The organism is Bradyrhizobium sp. B025 (genome assembly GCF_042257955.1).
GTDB classification, from domain to species: domain Bacteria; phylum Pseudomonadota; class Alphaproteobacteria; order Rhizobiales; family Xanthobacteraceae; genus Bradyrhizobium; species Bradyrhizobium diazoefficiens.
Map to the genome: position 1 here is coordinate 3,647,806 of NZ_CP170150.1, position 14,411 is coordinate 3,662,216.

Sequence of the window (14,411 nt, forward strand, 5' to 3'; positions counted from 1 at the left end):
AGGCGGTGGAGGGTGAAGCTATAAACGATAATAGCGGATCACCGACTCCACCTATCGGGTCGGCAGCTGTGGCATTGGTAAACCTGCCGAAGATAGTCTTTCGGCGGCGGCAATCTGATCCCTAGTCGACAATTCCCGCCGTGCATAGACCGGCGCACGTTTGCCGTTCACCACCCAATATCCGTCGCCGGCCGATGGGTTGCGCACCGCCACATAACCGCATTCCTCGAACCGGTGCGGGATCTTGCGTCGGTTGCGCCGGTCCTGCAGCCATTCGCCAAAGCTCGGTACGGCCCGGGTTAGGATGTTCGCCAGGGTGACCGCATCGGGTTTACCGAGCGCATCCAGTGCGTCGGCCATCTCAGCGTCCTCCGGCGCGCGGGAGCTATCCACCATCTCCCAAAAAGCCGGTGTCTTCGGCGGAGGCGCCTTCGGGTTGAAGTCAGTCAGATCCAACGTCGCAAGGTGGTGCGCAACGATCTCGGTGCCGCCATTTGCGAACCACCGATAGAGCGCATTCCAATAATCCGGCTTGAAGTCGTCCTTGCTGCGTGAGGACCAGGCGACGAAATGGCGGCGATCGTCGGGCGGCAAGTGCATCGAGTCCTTGTTGTTTGTCGTGATGATCACACCGCAAACATTGACCACTGCGTGTTCACGAAGGTGCTTCTCGTCGACCCGAAGCACATCAGGCGGCGCCGCGGTGAGCGTTTTCATGTGCTCATAGAATCCGTAGCGGTCGACGTCGCCAAGATCGCGAGCCTCACTAATCCGCAGGATGACGGACTTAACGAAGCCGTTGAAGCGACCGAGCATCTGCACCGGAGAGACTTCGGTGAAATTCCATGCGCCGATGGAGTGCTTTACCGGTTCGAGTAGCGTGTCTTTTCCGATACCCTGAGGACCGCCGAGGACCAGGGCGTGATTAATTTTCTGCTCGGGGCGCTGTACTCGCTGCGCAAGCCATCTGATGATGTGCTCGGCCTCGTCTTCAAACACATACTTGACGTGATCGATCCACGGTGACGCGTCCCCGGCCGCTGGTTTGATGGTGGGGGCGCGGTACAGGTTAAACACGCTGCAACCGGACCGGTTGATCCAGCCGCCATCCGCGATCAGCTTGTCGACAATGACCATTGGACGGCCGGGCGCCCATGTCATCTGCTCGACCGCCCGGTGCGTCGCCAGCCATGTTGACGCCTGTATAGGCTTCTCGCGCATCGGGACTGCGACAGGCCCAATCCGTGAATTAACGCTCGTCGCCGGCCACATGTCGCGGGTAGGCGTGAAGATGAAGGCGCCGGCCGGCAAACAAGCATAGAAGTCCTCCAGTGCGATCGCCTGCTGCGCCGTCAGGTTCGGGTGATCGGGGAGGGGCATAGGCAACGGGACCGGACACGGTTGGACCGGTTGAGCCTCGTAGCGCGCCATCATAATCTCGTTTTCAACCCGCAGTCGATCGCGAAACGAGAGTTCGGTAAGGTCGGCTTCGGTCAGCGTTAGCAAATCCCGGGCGAGCAGCCCGGCCACCTCGCCGGGGTTCGTAATACCAGCCGCTATTTCCAACCGATCAAACTCCGCAGAGTCGAGTTCGTAAAACAGACGATGAAGGCGCTTGATTGCTTCCACTTCGTCGGGGTCACCTTCATCGCCATCGGGCAGGAGCACCCACAGCCCACCTTCGTCGTCTTCTTGGTGATACAGCGAAGCCAATGCGCGAAGCACTAGGACGTCCTTACCATCCTCGTAAGGACGATCCGCTTCGGCCCATAGCGCCTCTAGCTTCTCGGGATCATCCCACTCAGCCAGGACCGGCGCTAGCCACTCTTCGGCAAAAGCATGATCTCCGTCGACCAATCGTCGAATGTCCCAAACAAAGTGCCTGATGGGAAAAATCGGAGAATTCTTTTCGGCATAGAACAACCACGAAGCCACGAGATTGCGCGGGATCGCGACCGAAAGAGCATCCTGCACAGTCGGCGGCATGGCATATGCGTGACCATTGTGATATTCGAAGAGGCGCTCGTTCGCGCGCGCCCACTCTTCAACGTTCTCAACTCTCATAGTCGGGTACTCCTACTCGTGAGCCCCGAACCAAGATGCTGATTGCAAAAATCGCGGAACGTGGTAGGTAAAGGCCGCCAAGCAATTTACCGATACGTTCCGCGGCCCTGCGATCAACCTGATCCGGGGCCGTTTCGTTTATGCTGGCGGCTTCAAGTCCAACAGCCTGGCGATTTCCAAAAGCACGCGGCCGTGAATCACGGTCAGGCGCTCGACGTCCCGCCGTTTCCGTTCGCCACGCTGGTAAAGTAGGGCAGCCACCTCGTCGGGCGGCCGATCGAAGATCGATAGCGACACGAACACCCCGTCAGCATCGAAGTTGGCCGTCACGAGATCGTCGTCTCGCTCTAGGCGTTCTTTGATCCGCGGCACCAGCATATCCCCGATGAACAGTGCGAGCCCGTGACCGGCCGTCTTTGCCGAAAGGTACGTCAGGTCATCGGCATAGCCATTTGGATTGAGCTGGTCGTGCATCGGCAGGTCTAGAACGCGCTTAACCTCCTTGGCGAAGTCGCCGCCGCGCTCATGATCGATCGCGAGCGCGATCAGCCACACCGCCGCGTCGCGTGCAGTCATCTCCGCCGCGCCGCGCCCGTGCCCTTTGATATGGAGAAGGCCGGCTGCCCTGAGATGCCGGCCGTAAAGATCCACCGTCGAAAACGGCTCATTGAGCAATTCCGACAGCGCCTTCGCGAGATCGCCAGATGTAGCCATGTTACGCGGCCCGTACTTTTACCGGTAGTTTTTACTATTGATAATCATCAATACACCTGCTAATCTTAAAAAGTCAATAACGCGGGGGAACCGATGACCAGTGCCCAACTCGATACGACCACTTTCGCGAACGCGGTGGCATTCGCGCAGTTCGCGCCGGAACAGCGCCGATATCAGGAAGCGGTGACCTCGTTCGCCGCCGATACTAGCCCGACCGCTATCAGCAGCGCGATTGCGACCGCTCAGCGGTGCGGCTTCCGTTTGACCAGGGCGGCGGCTCGCGAAGCCGCGGTGGCCGGCCTGCGCGACCGGCTCTTGGCTTTGCCGGGATACACCGAGGCCGATGTGCAGTGGCACGCAGCACGGCGCGGCCGGCGCGAGCGACAATTCTACGCCTGACAATCAGGTGCGGGGCGGCCGGGCTTTTGCTCGTGCCGCCTTTCGCGCTTCATACTTCCGTTCCCAGGCGTCTTCGCGCGCCCGTTCGGTTGCTTGATTCCGCAATTCATTCAATGCGTGCTCGCAGCGCATCTGCGCCAACTCGACTTCGGTCAATCCGAGACCGTTGGGAACGTCGGGTGTTGGCCTTGTCGGCGGCTTTCGTCCCACTCGCGTGGCCTGAACCATCTCCCAGATATTGGCTAGTGTCGACAGATGCTGTTTGCCCGGCCGGTAGACGACGAGCTTACCGGCGCGCGCTAGCCGTTTGAGCGTGTCGGCTGTCACGCCGCTGCCCTCCGGAAAGCCGATGCGCGCTAGTTCGTCGAGAGGCCGCAGCGTCTCGTCAGTCCAATCGGTCATGTGGCACTTCGTACCATGCCCGAAGCCGATCCTATGTTGACAATTTACAATAGCTCGTTTTCCAGAAAATAATTTCTGGTTGCACTCTCGCTGGCTGCCAGACCGCAGTGCATTAACCTTAGAAGGGCAGCCCTGCTACCCACGGTGGAGAGGGAGCCGAACGCACTTGCACGGAACGGTTGTGGCAGGATAGTGTCGCCCCGCAATGCGCTGGGGACGAACAATACTATTGGGCGGTGTCGCCATAGCGGTCGCCTTGGGCGCCGCCGGGCTTGTCACGTCGCGCGACCAGCTTCGGAAAGCGAAAAGCGATGTCGTCGCCCTGACCAACCGCTTGGATCGGCTCAAGCCGGCAAGCGGGCATGAGCACTCCGACGTGCGACAGTTCATGATCCGGCAAGAACTTCAGCGGGTTGGCCCGGTGGTCGTGCTCGGCGACAGCATCACGGAAGCCGCGCCGCTCCCGAAAACCATCTGTGGTCACGCCATCGTCAATGCCGGAATCGGCGGAGCAGACGCGAATTTCGCAGCTAAGACCATTAGCGCCCTGCTCAACGGTACCTCCCCGGCGCTGATCGTACTCGCCCTCGGAACCAACGACGCCCACCCGGAGGGCGATAACGGGTTCGCAGACAGATACGACGCACTGCTCAAGGAGGCGTCGGCTCTCTCGCCCCGCCTCGCCGTTGTCACAGTCCCCTCAATCGCATCTGACGGTCCGCTTACGCGTGCGGCAGGCTTCGATTCCTCCATTGTCCCCGACCTCAACATCAAGATCGAACGAGCCGCCGGCAAATACGGCGCCGCGGTCATTGACGTCCGTGACGCCATCGATCAAGCCGGCCTTCCGGCCGCAACCATCGATGGTGTTCATCTTTCTTCCCGCGCATACGACGTTTGGCTGACCAGCGTTGCGGGCGGTATTCGCAAAGCCATGGCTTGCGAAGCGATCACGGGCGCCGCGCTGTCGACGGCTAGGTGACCGTCGCACCCCAGCCCGACGCCATCTGAGCATGGCCGGCGTCATTGGGGTGAGTGCCGTCCGCGTTCATCTGCGTCGATGTGTTGGTGATGAGCGCTCCGTTGTTAACGCCAATCAACTGTGAATAGCCGAGGTTCGTTTTCACGGTGCCGGGTACCGCCTGGTAACTGCTGAGTGGGATGGTCAGCGATTGAGCGTTGAAGATGCACCCCGCGATGTAGATGGGGACGTTCGGCAACACTGCATGGAAGCTCTGCAACAGCGCCGTGTAATCGGATTGAAAAGTCGCGATCGGCACCTGATTCAGATACTCGTTCGTTCCCATCAGAATGACGACCAGATCAGGATTTAGCGCGGCAATGGCGGCGCCATCAGATCCTACCGTCTGACGGCCACCAAACCCCATATTGATGCAGCGGAAGCCCTTCGCCGCAGCGAGAAGAAACGGCCAGGTATTGCGAACCTCGCTGCCCCAAAAGCCTTGGGTGATGCTGTCGCCGTAGCAGACCATCAAGCGGCCAGTGCGCGCCGCCGCCGCTGTCACGACAAAAGGCTGATCGACCTCGACCCCGCCAAACTCAACACCGTCCGCATACGGCAGCACGATCTCATAGAGGCGATCGGCCGCGGACGCATTGACGATGTTCACACGATGCGGCGTTACCGCATTGATGCCCGCTGGCGATGTGAAGTTGACCGAGAACGCTCCGTCAATGTAGATCGCGCCGATCGAATTGCGCGCATCCGTCCTGGTGATCAGGCCGTTGTAACGGAGCAGAACGTTGACGATTTTGGCGTTCGACCTGAACCGCAACCGACCGCCCGGCATGGCGTAGGAATAGCCCGAACCGGCGTCGCTCGTCGATCGCTGAAACCGCGCATAGCCATTGACGAAAGACGGCGCAACGCAGTCGGTATAGGCGAGCAGACCAGAATTTGCGGCATAGCTGTTCACGCCGATGTAGCCGCTCTTGCCGCCTCCAATGCCAATTACCACGACGGACAGACCTCCGAGAAGTCTAGCAGCGCCGACACGGCCGCCCCCGCAACCTTTGGTCCCGTACCGTCGACATTCGCCGCGGCAAGGATATTAGCTCCAGCGGTGACGGCGAGCCGGCTCGTGCCGTAGACCGTTCCCGCGTTGACCGAGCCGGTCCATGAATACGTCCCGCTTGCCTTGGTGGTCACAGTGCCAAGGGCGAGCCAGTTTTGATTGAAGCTGGCGCCTGACGATGTGTGATAGCTGTAGAGCGAGAACACGAAGGAGCTAGCCCGCGGCGCGACAAAGCGATTTCCCGAAAAACACAGGTTCAACCCGGTCGGATCGTCGGACGCGACAGTGAACGGAATCTCGGTGATCGTCGCCGAGACTAGCGTCAAATCGCTGGCCCGGGTGAAGCGCCCGACGAAGGGAATTTGTTTCGCGCTGACGATCACCCAATTGGCGCCATCGGACCTGATCACCAACTGCTCATAGGCCCACATGACCAGCGATGTGGCCCGCCCGACGTTTCCGGACGGTGACGCGATCGTGTAAAGCTTGGTCGCATTCGTTGGATTGTCGACGCTCAGGGCGATGATCGCGCCTGTATTGCCCACCGGGGTCGGCAGCGTGACGGTGTAGCTGCTCGACGTGCCGCTGATGAGGTGCAGCTTGCCGAACGCGCTGCTCGTGAGCGTCGCTGCCGCGGTCACGGCAACCACAGCCGAGAGGTCGAGACCGCCGAGATTGCGGATCGCGGCGGGCGCACTGGTCAGGTCTGACAGATTGTTGGCAGCCAACAGCGCGCCGGCGGCCGTGCCGGCATTGCCGGCAAGGTTGATATTCCAGTCGGCGAAGGTGCCAGAGCCGCCAACGGTGTCGGCGTTAATGGTCAAAGACGTGCCGCTGTAAGCGGTGACGAGCCCCTCCATATAATTGGCGCCGTTCGCGTTTGAACTGGTGCGCACTCGCGCACCGCCCTGGTAGGCGAGCCCGGCCTGCGTGGTGAAAACCTTGGATCCGGTTCCGATCGCAAGCGACGTCGCGGACGTGCCGCCGTAGCCGGCGCCGGTCGCGCCAGTGTTGCCCGTGGCGCCGATGCTCGCCAGCAGTTGCCAATAGGTCGCGTTCGGCGCGGCATGGCCGGCGCTTGGCGTGGCGTTGATGTAAACGTAGGACGACCCCGCCGTCGTCTGGACATCGCCATAGGAATAGGTTGCGGCGTTGTCATAGGGACCACGGAAACTGAACCCCTTGTAAATGCCGAGATAGGTCCAGACGCCGGATACCTTCGCCCACGTCTTGCCGGTCGTCGGTTGGAAAGCATACTGCCCGTCATCGCCAAGGGACGGGTCGGGTGCAGTTGCCGTAGCACCGACGAAAACGAAGAATCCGGTGGTGTTCCAGGCGGAGACTGCCTTGTTGACGTCTTTTGCGACTTCCCCATCGACAATGCTCGGCCGAGCGACCTTCCAAATCGCATACGTCGCGCCGCTGAGCGTCGAGCCCGGCCAGGGTGTGATAGTTAAATGCGTGTCATCCGCAATGTCCGTGATGAATACGCCAAAATGCCCGCTCTGGAGAAAGTCGCCAGGCTTGACGTTGCCGGCGGTGAGCCAGAGCGTGCTTGTGCCGGTGACGGTCGTTCCGTCGGCGGCGACCGAGATCGTTCCGGTAAAATAGCTGGTAAGTGCGGTCATTTCGATTGCTTCCGTGCTTCTCTGCGCGCGAGCGCTTTATCGATTGGGAGCCATTCGCCTTCGATATTCCACCAGACCTTCCCGGTGGAAGGTTGGAAGGCGAGCCAACCGCGCGCATCCTTTGGCGGCTCGGTCATGTTCGGTGGAAGGCTTCCTAGATTGATCATTTCAACACTCGCTTCTGCTTGGCGTCCTGCACAATTCGAACCGTATCGGCGTAGCGGCTGGCGCGATCCCTTGCCAATTCCTCGCGGAGTTGTGCGACGGTCTCAGCGGATGCACCCTGGCCGATGTTGATCTGCCGATTGTCCTGCATGATCACGGGCGGAACGTTACCGGCGCCGCTCAACATGCCCTGCGTCTGCCCGCTGTTGAAAACCTGCGCGCCGCGCGGCAGGTTGATCAACTCCGGACCTTTTTCGCCGACGATCGATAGGCCGCCAGGCGCTGAATTCGTGCCACTGGCGAACATCGGGAAAGAAAGTCCGCCCGTACCGGCGCCGAGATCACCGGCCGCGCTCATGACAGGAGTGCTTCCGCTGCCGCCAAGTCCGAACAGAGATGCGATGCCGCCCGATGACCCGCCGAATGCATTAGCAAACAGTTTGTCCGCCGCCATGGATGCGAGCTTGTCGGAGAGTTTGCCGAGCGCATCGAGGCCCGCCGACTTGAATGCGTTCCAGGCGTTTGCACCGCCGCGGAGTTGCTGATTGAACGTGGTGAAAAAGCCGCGGTTGACGCTCATGCCCTCGACCATCAGGGAATCGAGTTGCTTCCGGGCGTTAGTGGCGTCGTTGAAGGCTTGCTGCAATTGGGGCAAGGCAGCGCCGGCAACCTTCGCCTGGTCGGCGACGTCTTCCATAGCTTTCGCGGAGTAATTCAGCGCGGCGTTGAATTCTTCGAGGTTCTTCGGATCGACCAAGCCACGGTCGACCCACGATTGAAACTGATCGCCCATCGCCTTGGCGGCGTCTTTCGTCCTGAAAATGCCGATCGCGGCCATCTCAGTGCTCCCGATTCAACGTCGACATGCGGTGGCCAATCCGATCCTCTGGCCAGCGACACAAAATCTGCCGATCGATCCCGTCCGGTCGGATGACTGTCAGATCAGCCCAGCCGCCAATGCGCGAAAAGCCGTCCTCCGCAGGGGTGCGCCGCTGTAATTCGAGCAGCTTGCGCAGGCTGCTCACGATCTGCTCCGGTTCGTCATCGGGATCGGGCTCGACGAAGCCTGAGGCCGCGATCAACTCGTCTGACGGCCACGGCCCAAGCATTGTCGAGCCGACGGGAACGCACAGGTACGGCTGCAAGCCAAAGCCGCTGCTGTCGTGCTCGCCTGACGTCCGGATGAAGAAGATCATTGGGCGACCGCGGAAAAAGCCCGCTAAGTTGAGTTCGAACGGCCGATCCAACTTGAACTGATTGACGATCAGAGGAAGCTCGCGCGAGACGATACCGACCAACTCGTCAAAGTTCGACGCGCGGCGCGAGAGTTCGCGGGCGGCTGTGTCCAGGCCGAGGGTGTTACCACGTCCGGTAATGACGGCCGGCCACTCGGGAATGCAGTGCACCTTTGATCGGAATTCACCGACGAAACCGTGATCGTCATACGTCGCCGCGTCCGTTGCGATCGTAATGCAGTTGTGCTTTTTTGACGCGACGAGATTGTTGGCGGTCACGGCTTGATTACTTTCAACGCCATGTCGAGTTTCAGACCGATCTCGCCAGCAACATCGAAGATCGTTTCAAGGCACGGTGGCGACGGACCTTCCTTGACCGCGCGCAGGCGATCAAATGCTCGATCGCGGATCCCGGCCAATTCGGCTTCGTCGGCGTCGCTGCGGATTCCGATCAGCAACTCGGCTTCGAAATCCAAAACTAGTTTTTTGAGTTCGTCGGTCATCAAACCAGCCTGACCTTAGTAGCCATAGGCTTGCCGGTTCGCTCGTTGATGCCGACGTCGAAGGCCACATAGGTGCCCACTTCGAGCCTGGTCGTGCCGCGCGGAAGCGCCGAGGCATGGCAAAAGATGTCGTGCCCATCGACGCGCAGGAATCCGAACCCGCGCTCGTCGTTCCAGTTCTTTACTTCGCCGACTTTCATCGCTTCGTCTGTCCGAGTGCGCGAGCGAGTGGAGCGGGCAGCGGTTGCTCAGCCGGCAACGGCGTCTGCTTGACACCCGCAGCGGCGTTGAAGTCGGCGACCGGCTGCAACGCCTCGGTCACCTGCTTTGCTGCGGAGTCCGCGTCGAGTTTCTTTATCATGTTGGATCGTCCTTTCTGTCTGGTGGGGTTACGGTTCGTTGCGAACGATGCGTTCGACTTCGGCGGCAATGTGCCGCTGATCGGCGACGCGCTCGTTCAGAAAGCCTTCGAGCGCGGTATCGTTCGGCAATTCGCCGAGTTCGCCGTAGGTCTTCGCGACTGCCTTGGTGGCGTTCACGAGTAGGTTCACCGCGTCGCGCTCGGCGTCGAGTGTGGCGGTCATGCCGGGGTGCGCAAGTTCGCTCGCCGCGTTCCGCGCGATGTCCACAGTCTGCGCATCGGCGCCGATCAGTTCGGGCGCTTCCAAAATCGTAGTCAGGAAAAGCGGCGACATGGCCGGGATCAGGCCGCGTAATTCCTGATTGGTCTTGCCAGCGAGCTGGTCACGGACGCGATTGCGAAGAATGGCGCCGGCCGCGTCGGCTTTATCGATCTCCGGCAGCTTCAGCGCTGCGCGCTTTTCTTCGATGTGTTCGGCCAGGCGCCGGGCGAGCATCTTGGCTTTGATCACTTCCCATGCGCGGGGGCCAATAACGTCGCGCACCTTCTTGGTCTTTCCGGCCGGGCTGAGATCCTTGTCGTTGCGAACATTGGCAACGGACGATCGCGTCACGTCGTCCAAGGTACGTTGCAGCGCGATGACGCCGATCAGCGCGTTGCGGACCGGTGCGCTTGAAATCGCCGCGGCAGCCTGCTCCATGTGGCGGTAATATGGCTGGTTCATTTTGGTGATGACCTGTTGTTACGCGGCGACGCTCGCGCGCGGCGTTGAGGTGGGTTGGAAGCTGGCAAGGAAGGTGGGAACGTGCATGCCCCAACGGCCGGCGATCTTCTTTGCGCCGGGCACGCGGTCTTGTTCGAGCATGAACCACGTCGCCTCTTTGGAGCGGCCGAGGTACTTGCCGATATCAGCGGCGCCCCAAACGAACTCGTCGGGATTTGCGATAGTCTTTGAAGTTTGGACTTTCACAGCGAGACTCCGCAGAGGCTCGCGACAGGGCAAAGAAAAAGCGCCTGAGACGAGCACAATTGCCTGTGCTGTTCTCGGCGCGCGTCTCGCTTACCGTTCGACTTTCGTTATTCCGGCCAGGGCATCCCGCCCCAAAGCGCCATCTCGGCGACGACACAGAGACTACTTGTCTCGAACTATCGAGACCAATGCTGCGCGCTAAAGCTTAAGCAAACGTTACCTAGCCAAACTTGCCCTCTGCTGCGGCCAACTCTGCCGAGTCGTCCGCGCGAGGAAACAGATGGCCATATAGATCCGCAGTGATGGCAATGTTGGAGTGACCAAGTCGTTCACTCACGACCTTAAGCGGCAGCTCTAAGCCACCGTCGACCTTGCGGTTTATGCACCAGCTCGCGAAGAAGTGGCGAAGGGCATGGAGGCCAGTGTATTTCGCTATGAGGATGGGTTTCCCGTCTTTGTCGCGCGACGACGTTCCGCTCTCATCAAGAGCAGGCGCGGTCACGCCCGCGGCAATCATCGTCGGGATCAGGCCGCGTGTGATGATGTTGGCGTGTGATTCGACCTTGCCTGAGCCGTTCGGGAATACGTAGTGCTGCGCACCGTCCGAACCACGCGGGCACTTCAATTTCCATTCTTTTAGCGCTTTAAGGGTGGTCGGAGGGATCGGCACCGAACGTTCGCCGGCTTCTGACTTCGGCCGACCGATTTCGTTGTAGGCGTCGGCGCGCTGATGGACGTGTAGTTCGCCCTTCTTCAAGTTGACGTCTTGCCAGCGAAGGCCGCGAAGTTCGGAAGCTCGAAGGCCGCACCGAATCGCGACGAGTAGGAAAGGGCGCCACCGACCGTCGGCAGCCCCTAGCAAGACTTCGATTTCCGCTGGGGTGGGAATGTCCACCCCGATTTTCAATTTCCCCTTGGCTCGGCGCTCGGCTCTCCGCTCCTTGCCGCGCTTCCGGCTCGCCTTGAGGCTACGGACGACGTTCTGGCCGACGTGGCCACGCTCTTGCGCATCGGCGAGCAACGAGCCCAACGAGCCCGTCACGCGTTTCACCATGTCGGCCGATCGCTGCGGCGCTTCGGACTGGCCAGGGGCAGGGGTGCCCTTCCTAAGCTTGTCCTGCCAGTCCCGCACCACGCCAATGGTCAGCGCGGAGAGCTTCAGGCCGCCGAGGTACGGATTGATGTGATCGCGCAAGTGCTGTTCGTAGCCGTCCCGCGTGGTGCGTTCGAGATCCGCGCACGCGTCGATCCAGTTGCGGCCGGCTTCAGTTACGGTCGGACTTTTCGACGCGGGGACGTGAGTGCCTTTGCCCAGATCGACCCGGACCTGTGCCTGGAAGGCGTCGGCGTCCTTCTTGCGGTCGAACGTCTTGATGACACGCTTACGTTTGCCGCGGCTGTCCAGCTCAGGAATGCTGTACTGCACCACGTAGGCTTCGCGCGTCTCGCCGGACGATGTAGTCCATGCGCGCTTTCTGACTGACATCGGCCCCGCTCCATAGCTCGATTGGGCTCGACTATACATGAGGCGCGACAAAGGCGCAACAAATCGCCTATTTATCTAGCAAAATCAATCTACGAAAGAAGACTCTGACTCTGTTTGTCTTGGTTCGAATCCAGGTTCCCCAGCCAACTATTCTATGCCCGACCAATTCCTTGAAAGAGCTGCGCTTTATGGCGCTGGGTAACAGTCGTACCCTAACGGTGCCCCTAACGCCTGCCCCTAACGCAGCATCATAGTCGGTAGAGCTTGGGACTACGGTAACAAGTACTCGGCTAAGCGGTTGGTTGTAGGACGGATCATGCGCTATTTCTCGCGAGCTGGACTTCTTATTGGACTTCTGGCGGTCGGCAATCCCGGCTCGCCTGCGAAAAGCACCGAGCAGGATGATTCTTCCTGCTGGCTGAAATGGACCGCGCGAAAATTACAGGTCATTCCGAAACCGGATGACACGATAAATCCGAAGACAGGCAAAGAGTTGTCGCAAACGCCGGGCGCCATAAGAACGCGCGCTCTAAAGTACCAAGCGGCCAGGGATGCACTAGAGCTACGTGGAAAAGAAGATCCGGACTGGAGGGCATTCTTAGGAGAATGCGCGAAAGGCAACTGACTTCATGACGGCATCGGATACCTCGAACATGAGGCAATTGGAGAACAGCGTTGCAGCGGCATTTGTGGAGTGACAGCTATCTAGAGAACAATCCCCCCTTTTGGCCCTGTCCTGCGCGCTCACGTGAGACACTTCAGCCCATGCCGGATTCGCTGTCTGTTGCTGCGGCGGCTCGCCCTCTGAACGACCGCATCAAGGAGTTTGAAGCCATCGACGCCAGCCATGCGGAGACATTTGACGCGCTTCGAGAAGTCGGAAATGTAGGGAGCCACCAAGGCGACAACACGCGGGAGACCGTTTTGGATGCGTGGGAGGTTTACGAAGACGCTTTTCGCGTCTTTTCGGGGGGCACAAGAGCAGGATCCACGCACTGAAGGTCAAAAATTCGCGCGTCGAAACGAAAGTAGCTCCTCCGGCATAGGCGTAGACCGGCCAGCCACCTTCGGAGGCTTTTTCATTTGACGAAGGTTGAGATGTTCTGAGCGGCTAACAGCGCGGGCCAATCAAGCGGGTTTGTTGGCTGATTGCCTTCGCAGAATACCCTCAGCTTGTCGGGTGAAATCGTGTCGTACGTCACGAACGACCCATACTCAACCAGCAACCTCCTCACCAGCTCTTCAGCGTTCAGTCGCTGGTTCTTGAAGATATCGTTAGCCTGAAAATGCCAAGCGTTTGACCAATCAAGGTGAACTCTTTGCGGAATATCCTCTGAGTTCACTGCAAACGTGACCATCCCAATGTCAGTCCGAGGCTCGATGGTGTTGCATGCAGGAGGCGGGCACTTCTTCGCTCCCAAGGGATGCATGCACAACACTTTCGGCTGTCGCACGATCTCATTAAGATCCTCCGGAATGCCAGCGTCCTTATTCGCGATTAAACCGTTCTTGCAGATTGAATCTAGGTGTTCCTCTGGGCTGACGTGGATAGCCCAGCCATAATTGAAGACAATTGCTCGTCTGACGACGTAGGAGTCAAAAACAAGTCGGTAAAGATCTTTCATCACCCGTGCTCCATTCGAATCTATTTCGTTCTCTAAGAACGAATCGGGCAGCGCAAATCAACACCAGCAGGTCCTTAACAACCGGGTAACAGCGATGAGTCCTCCCTGATGCTAATGTCGCTATTCAACGAAGCTCTGGACGAGTTCCTGTGGCGGGAGCGCGATAATATCATCGCCAACATCTCGGAACGCAATCTCTGTGGTCGCCTCATGCTGTATCTGGACGCCGCAAGACTTCGCTACGGGCTCGCCGACTACTTCACCGACACCGAATACAATCGGAATAAGGGCGACCTCAAGCGCGTCATCCACGGTCCCGACGACTTCAATACGATCACGTGCGATCTAATCATGCACAGTCGCGGCCGAAGACAGGATGACAACCTGATCGCCATCGAGATGAAGAAGCGACACCACAAGGCAGCTTCAAAGGACGCTGATCGGAGAAGACTCATAGCTCTCACCAGAGCGCCTGCCGCAGTGCAAGGATTCGCGGATATGCCGGACCACGTCTACGACTACCAGCTTGGCCTGTTCATCGAACTCGACGGCGATCAAGCTACGTGCCTCGTCGAGGTTTATCAGCAAGGGGCGAAGGTGGAAGATTTCCAGCGGGGATTCTAAGGCAGCGAAGTTCCTAAAGAATTCGGATCGGCGTCAAAAGACGGGCGCTATATCCGGCGCAGGAATTGCCCTCGACGAGTATGGCCATGAAAACATCCGGAATTTCAATGGCTTGCTTCGTCCATCCAGCTCTTTTGTTGCCGACGCTAAACGCCCTCGAACAATCGGTCGATCGTCGGGGTCGCATTTAAGCATCGCC

Annotated in this window: 19 protein-coding genes; 5 read left to right on the forward strand and 14 right to left on the reverse strand. The window is 59.5% G+C overall.

The window, feature by feature from the left end; all coding sequences use genetic code 11:
- Positions 1-51 precede the first annotated feature (51 nt).
- Together ACE10W_RS16635 and ACE10W_RS16640 are read right to left on the reverse strand one after the other, a co-directional pair.
- Entirely contained in the window at positions 52-2,064 is a 2,013-nt protein-coding gene (locus ACE10W_RS16635) for a primase-helicase family protein (protein WP_375762611.1), read from the reverse strand.
- A gap of 138 nt (positions 2,065-2,202) precedes the next feature.
- Positions 2,203-2,778 carry a hypothetical protein gene (locus ACE10W_RS16640; RefSeq protein WP_375762612.1) on the reverse strand — a complete coding sequence of 192 codons (576 nt, stop codon included), beginning with the start codon at positions 2,776-2,778 and terminating at the stop codon, positions 2,203-2,205.
- A 93-nt stretch (positions 2,779-2,871) separates the two neighbouring features.
- Between ACE10W_RS16640 and ACE10W_RS16645 the strand changes: the two genes are divergently transcribed.
- The gene (locus ACE10W_RS16645; protein WP_375762613.1) at positions 2,872-3,177 is read left to right on the forward strand and encodes a hypothetical protein; all 306 of its coding nucleotides are present in this window, start codon (positions 2,872-2,874) and stop codon (positions 3,175-3,177) included.
- Positions 3,178-3,180: 3 nt separating this feature from the next.
- On the opposite strand, the gene ACE10W_RS16650 is transcribed toward ACE10W_RS16645, so the two are convergent.
- Positions 3,181-3,579, reverse strand: a complete 399-nt coding sequence (locus ACE10W_RS16650) for a hypothetical protein (RefSeq protein WP_375762614.1) — start codon at positions 3,577-3,579, stop codon at positions 3,181-3,183.
- Between the two features lie 229 nt (positions 3,580-3,808).
- Here ACE10W_RS16650 and ACE10W_RS16655 point away from each other — a divergent pair, with 229 nt between their 5' ends.
- Entirely contained in the window at positions 3,809-4,561 is a 753-nt protein-coding gene (locus tag ACE10W_RS16655; protein WP_375762615.1) for an SGNH/GDSL hydrolase family protein, read from the forward strand.
- Here ACE10W_RS16655 and ACE10W_RS16660 read toward each other — a convergent pair.
- The 10 genes from ACE10W_RS16660 to ACE10W_RS16705 all read right to left on the reverse strand — a co-directional run bounded on the left by ACE10W_RS16660 (position 4,554) and on the right by ACE10W_RS16705 (position 11,963).
- Entirely contained in the window at positions 4,554-5,558 is a 1,005-nt protein-coding gene (locus tag ACE10W_RS16660) for an SGNH/GDSL hydrolase family protein (RefSeq protein WP_375762616.1), read from the reverse strand. The two genes, ACE10W_RS16655 and ACE10W_RS16660, sit on opposite strands and share 8 nt — an antisense overlap.
- Positions 5,552-7,243, reverse strand: coding sequence for a hypothetical protein (locus tag ACE10W_RS16665; RefSeq protein WP_375762617.1), 1,692 nt, complete (start codon positions 7,241-7,243; stop codon positions 5,552-5,554). The genes ACE10W_RS16660 and ACE10W_RS16665 overlap by 7 nt, the downstream gene beginning before the upstream one ends.
- Positions 7,244-7,406: 163 nt before the next feature.
- Positions 7,407-8,246, reverse strand: coding sequence for a hypothetical protein (locus ACE10W_RS16670; protein ID WP_375762618.1), 840 nt, complete (start codon positions 8,244-8,246; stop codon positions 7,407-7,409).
- Position 8,247: 1 nt separating this feature from the next.
- Complete coding sequence (locus ACE10W_RS16675; protein ID WP_375762619.1) at positions 8,248-8,922, reverse strand: hypothetical protein; 675 nt, start codon at positions 8,920-8,922, stop codon at positions 8,248-8,250.
- Positions 8,919-9,146 carry a hypothetical protein gene (locus tag ACE10W_RS16680; protein WP_375762620.1) on the reverse strand — a complete coding sequence of 76 codons (228 nt, stop codon included), beginning with the start codon at positions 9,144-9,146 and terminating at the stop codon, positions 8,919-8,921. The genes ACE10W_RS16675 and ACE10W_RS16680 overlap by 4 nt, the downstream gene beginning before the upstream one ends.
- Positions 9,146-9,346 carry a cold-shock protein gene (locus tag ACE10W_RS16685; RefSeq protein WP_375762621.1) on the reverse strand — a complete coding sequence of 67 codons (201 nt, stop codon included), beginning with the start codon at positions 9,344-9,346 and terminating at the stop codon, positions 9,146-9,148. The genes ACE10W_RS16680 and ACE10W_RS16685 overlap by 1 nt, the downstream gene beginning before the upstream one ends.
- The gene (locus ACE10W_RS16690; protein WP_375762622.1) at positions 9,343-9,507 is read right to left on the reverse strand and encodes a hypothetical protein; all 165 of its coding nucleotides are present in this window, start codon (positions 9,505-9,507) and stop codon (positions 9,343-9,345) included. The genes ACE10W_RS16685 and ACE10W_RS16690 overlap by 4 nt, the downstream gene beginning before the upstream one ends.
- 28 nt (positions 9,508-9,535) lie before the next feature.
- Complete coding sequence (locus ACE10W_RS16695) at positions 9,536-10,231, reverse strand: hypothetical protein (RefSeq protein ID WP_375762623.1); 696 nt, start codon at positions 10,229-10,231, stop codon at positions 9,536-9,538.
- A gap of 18 nt (positions 10,232-10,249) precedes the next feature.
- Entirely contained in the window at positions 10,250-10,477 is a 228-nt protein-coding gene (locus ACE10W_RS16700) for a hypothetical protein (RefSeq protein ID WP_375762624.1), read from the reverse strand.
- 220 nt (positions 10,478-10,697) lie between these two features.
- Entirely contained in the window at positions 10,698-11,963 is a 1,266-nt protein-coding gene (locus ACE10W_RS16705) for a tyrosine-type recombinase/integrase (RefSeq protein ID WP_375762625.1), read from the reverse strand.
- A gap of 316 nt (positions 11,964-12,279) precedes the next feature.
- Here ACE10W_RS16705 and ACE10W_RS16710 point away from each other — a divergent pair, with 316 nt between their 5' ends.
- Both ACE10W_RS16710 and ACE10W_RS16715 read left to right on the forward strand, forming a co-directional pair.
- On the forward strand, positions 12,280-12,588 hold the full coding sequence (locus tag ACE10W_RS16710; protein WP_375762626.1) for a hypothetical protein: 309 nt from the start codon (positions 12,280-12,282) through the stop codon (positions 12,586-12,588).
- A gap of 140 nt (positions 12,589-12,728) precedes the next feature.
- Positions 12,729-12,962: a DUF4145 domain-containing protein gene (locus tag ACE10W_RS16715; protein ID WP_375762627.1), complete on the forward strand. Its 234-nt coding sequence runs from the start codon at positions 12,729-12,731 to the stop codon at positions 12,960-12,962.
- 80 nt (positions 12,963-13,042) lie between these two features.
- Here the strand turns inward: ACE10W_RS16715 and ACE10W_RS16720 are convergent, their stop codons facing one another.
- Positions 13,043-13,588 (reverse strand): hypothetical protein, encoded by a 546-nt coding sequence (locus ACE10W_RS16720; protein WP_375762628.1) that lies wholly within the window; start codon positions 13,586-13,588, stop codon positions 13,043-13,045.
- A gap of 108 nt (positions 13,589-13,696) precedes the next feature.
- Between ACE10W_RS16720 and ACE10W_RS16725 the strand changes: the two genes are divergently transcribed.
- Positions 13,697-14,212, forward strand: coding sequence for a hypothetical protein (locus ACE10W_RS16725; RefSeq protein ID WP_375762629.1), 516 nt, complete (start codon positions 13,697-13,699; stop codon positions 14,210-14,212).
- Positions 14,213-14,411 lie beyond the last annotated feature (199 nt).

Coding starts and splice junctions, on each gene's coding strand:
- ACE10W_RS16635 (WP_375762611.1), bottom strand. CDS start 2,064: ATGAGAGTTGAGAACGTTGAAGAGTGGGCGCGCGCGAACGAGCGCCTC.
- ACE10W_RS16640 (WP_375762612.1), bottom strand. CDS start 2,778: ATGGCTACATCTGGCGATCTCGCGAAGGCGCTGTCGGAATTGCTCAAT.
- ACE10W_RS16645 (WP_375762613.1), top strand. CDS start 2,872: ATGACCAGTGCCCAACTCGATACGACCACTTTCGCGAACGCGGTGGCA.
- ACE10W_RS16650 (WP_375762614.1), bottom strand. CDS start 3,579: ATGACCGATTGGACTGACGAGACGCTGCGGCCTCTCGACGAACTAGCG.
- ACE10W_RS16665 (WP_375762617.1), bottom strand. CDS start 7,243: ATGACCGCACTTACCAGCTATTTTACCGGAACGATCTCGGTCGCCGCC.
- ACE10W_RS16670 (WP_375762618.1), bottom strand. CDS start 8,246: ATGGCCGCGATCGGCATTTTCAGGACGAAAGACGCCGCCAAGGCGATG.
- ACE10W_RS16680 (WP_375762620.1), bottom strand. CDS start 9,146: ATGACCGACGAACTCAAAAAACTAGTTTTGGATTTCGAAGCCGAGTTG.
- ACE10W_RS16685 (WP_375762621.1), bottom strand. CDS start 9,346: ATGAAAGTCGGCGAAGTAAAGAACTGGAACGACGAGCGCGGGTTCGGA.
- ACE10W_RS16690 (WP_375762622.1), bottom strand. CDS start 9,507: ATGATAAAGAAACTCGACGCGGACTCCGCAGCAAAGCAGGTGACCGAG.
- ACE10W_RS16695 (WP_375762623.1), bottom strand. CDS start 10,231: ATGAACCAGCCATATTACCGCCACATGGAGCAGGCTGCCGCGGCGATT.
- ACE10W_RS16705 (WP_375762625.1), bottom strand. CDS start 11,963: ATGTCAGTCAGAAAGCGCGCATGGACTACATCGTCCGGCGAGACGCGC.
- ACE10W_RS16710 (WP_375762626.1), top strand. CDS start 12,280: ATGCGCTATTTCTCGCGAGCTGGACTTCTTATTGGACTTCTGGCGGTC.
- ACE10W_RS16715 (WP_375762627.1), top strand. CDS start 12,729: ATGCCGGATTCGCTGTCTGTTGCTGCGGCGGCTCGCCCTCTGAACGAC.
- ACE10W_RS16720 (WP_375762628.1), bottom strand. CDS start 13,588: ATGAAAGATCTTTACCGACTTGTTTTTGACTCCTACGTCGTCAGACGA.
- ACE10W_RS16725 (WP_375762629.1), top strand. CDS start 13,697: ATGCTAATGTCGCTATTCAACGAAGCTCTGGACGAGTTCCTGTGGCGG.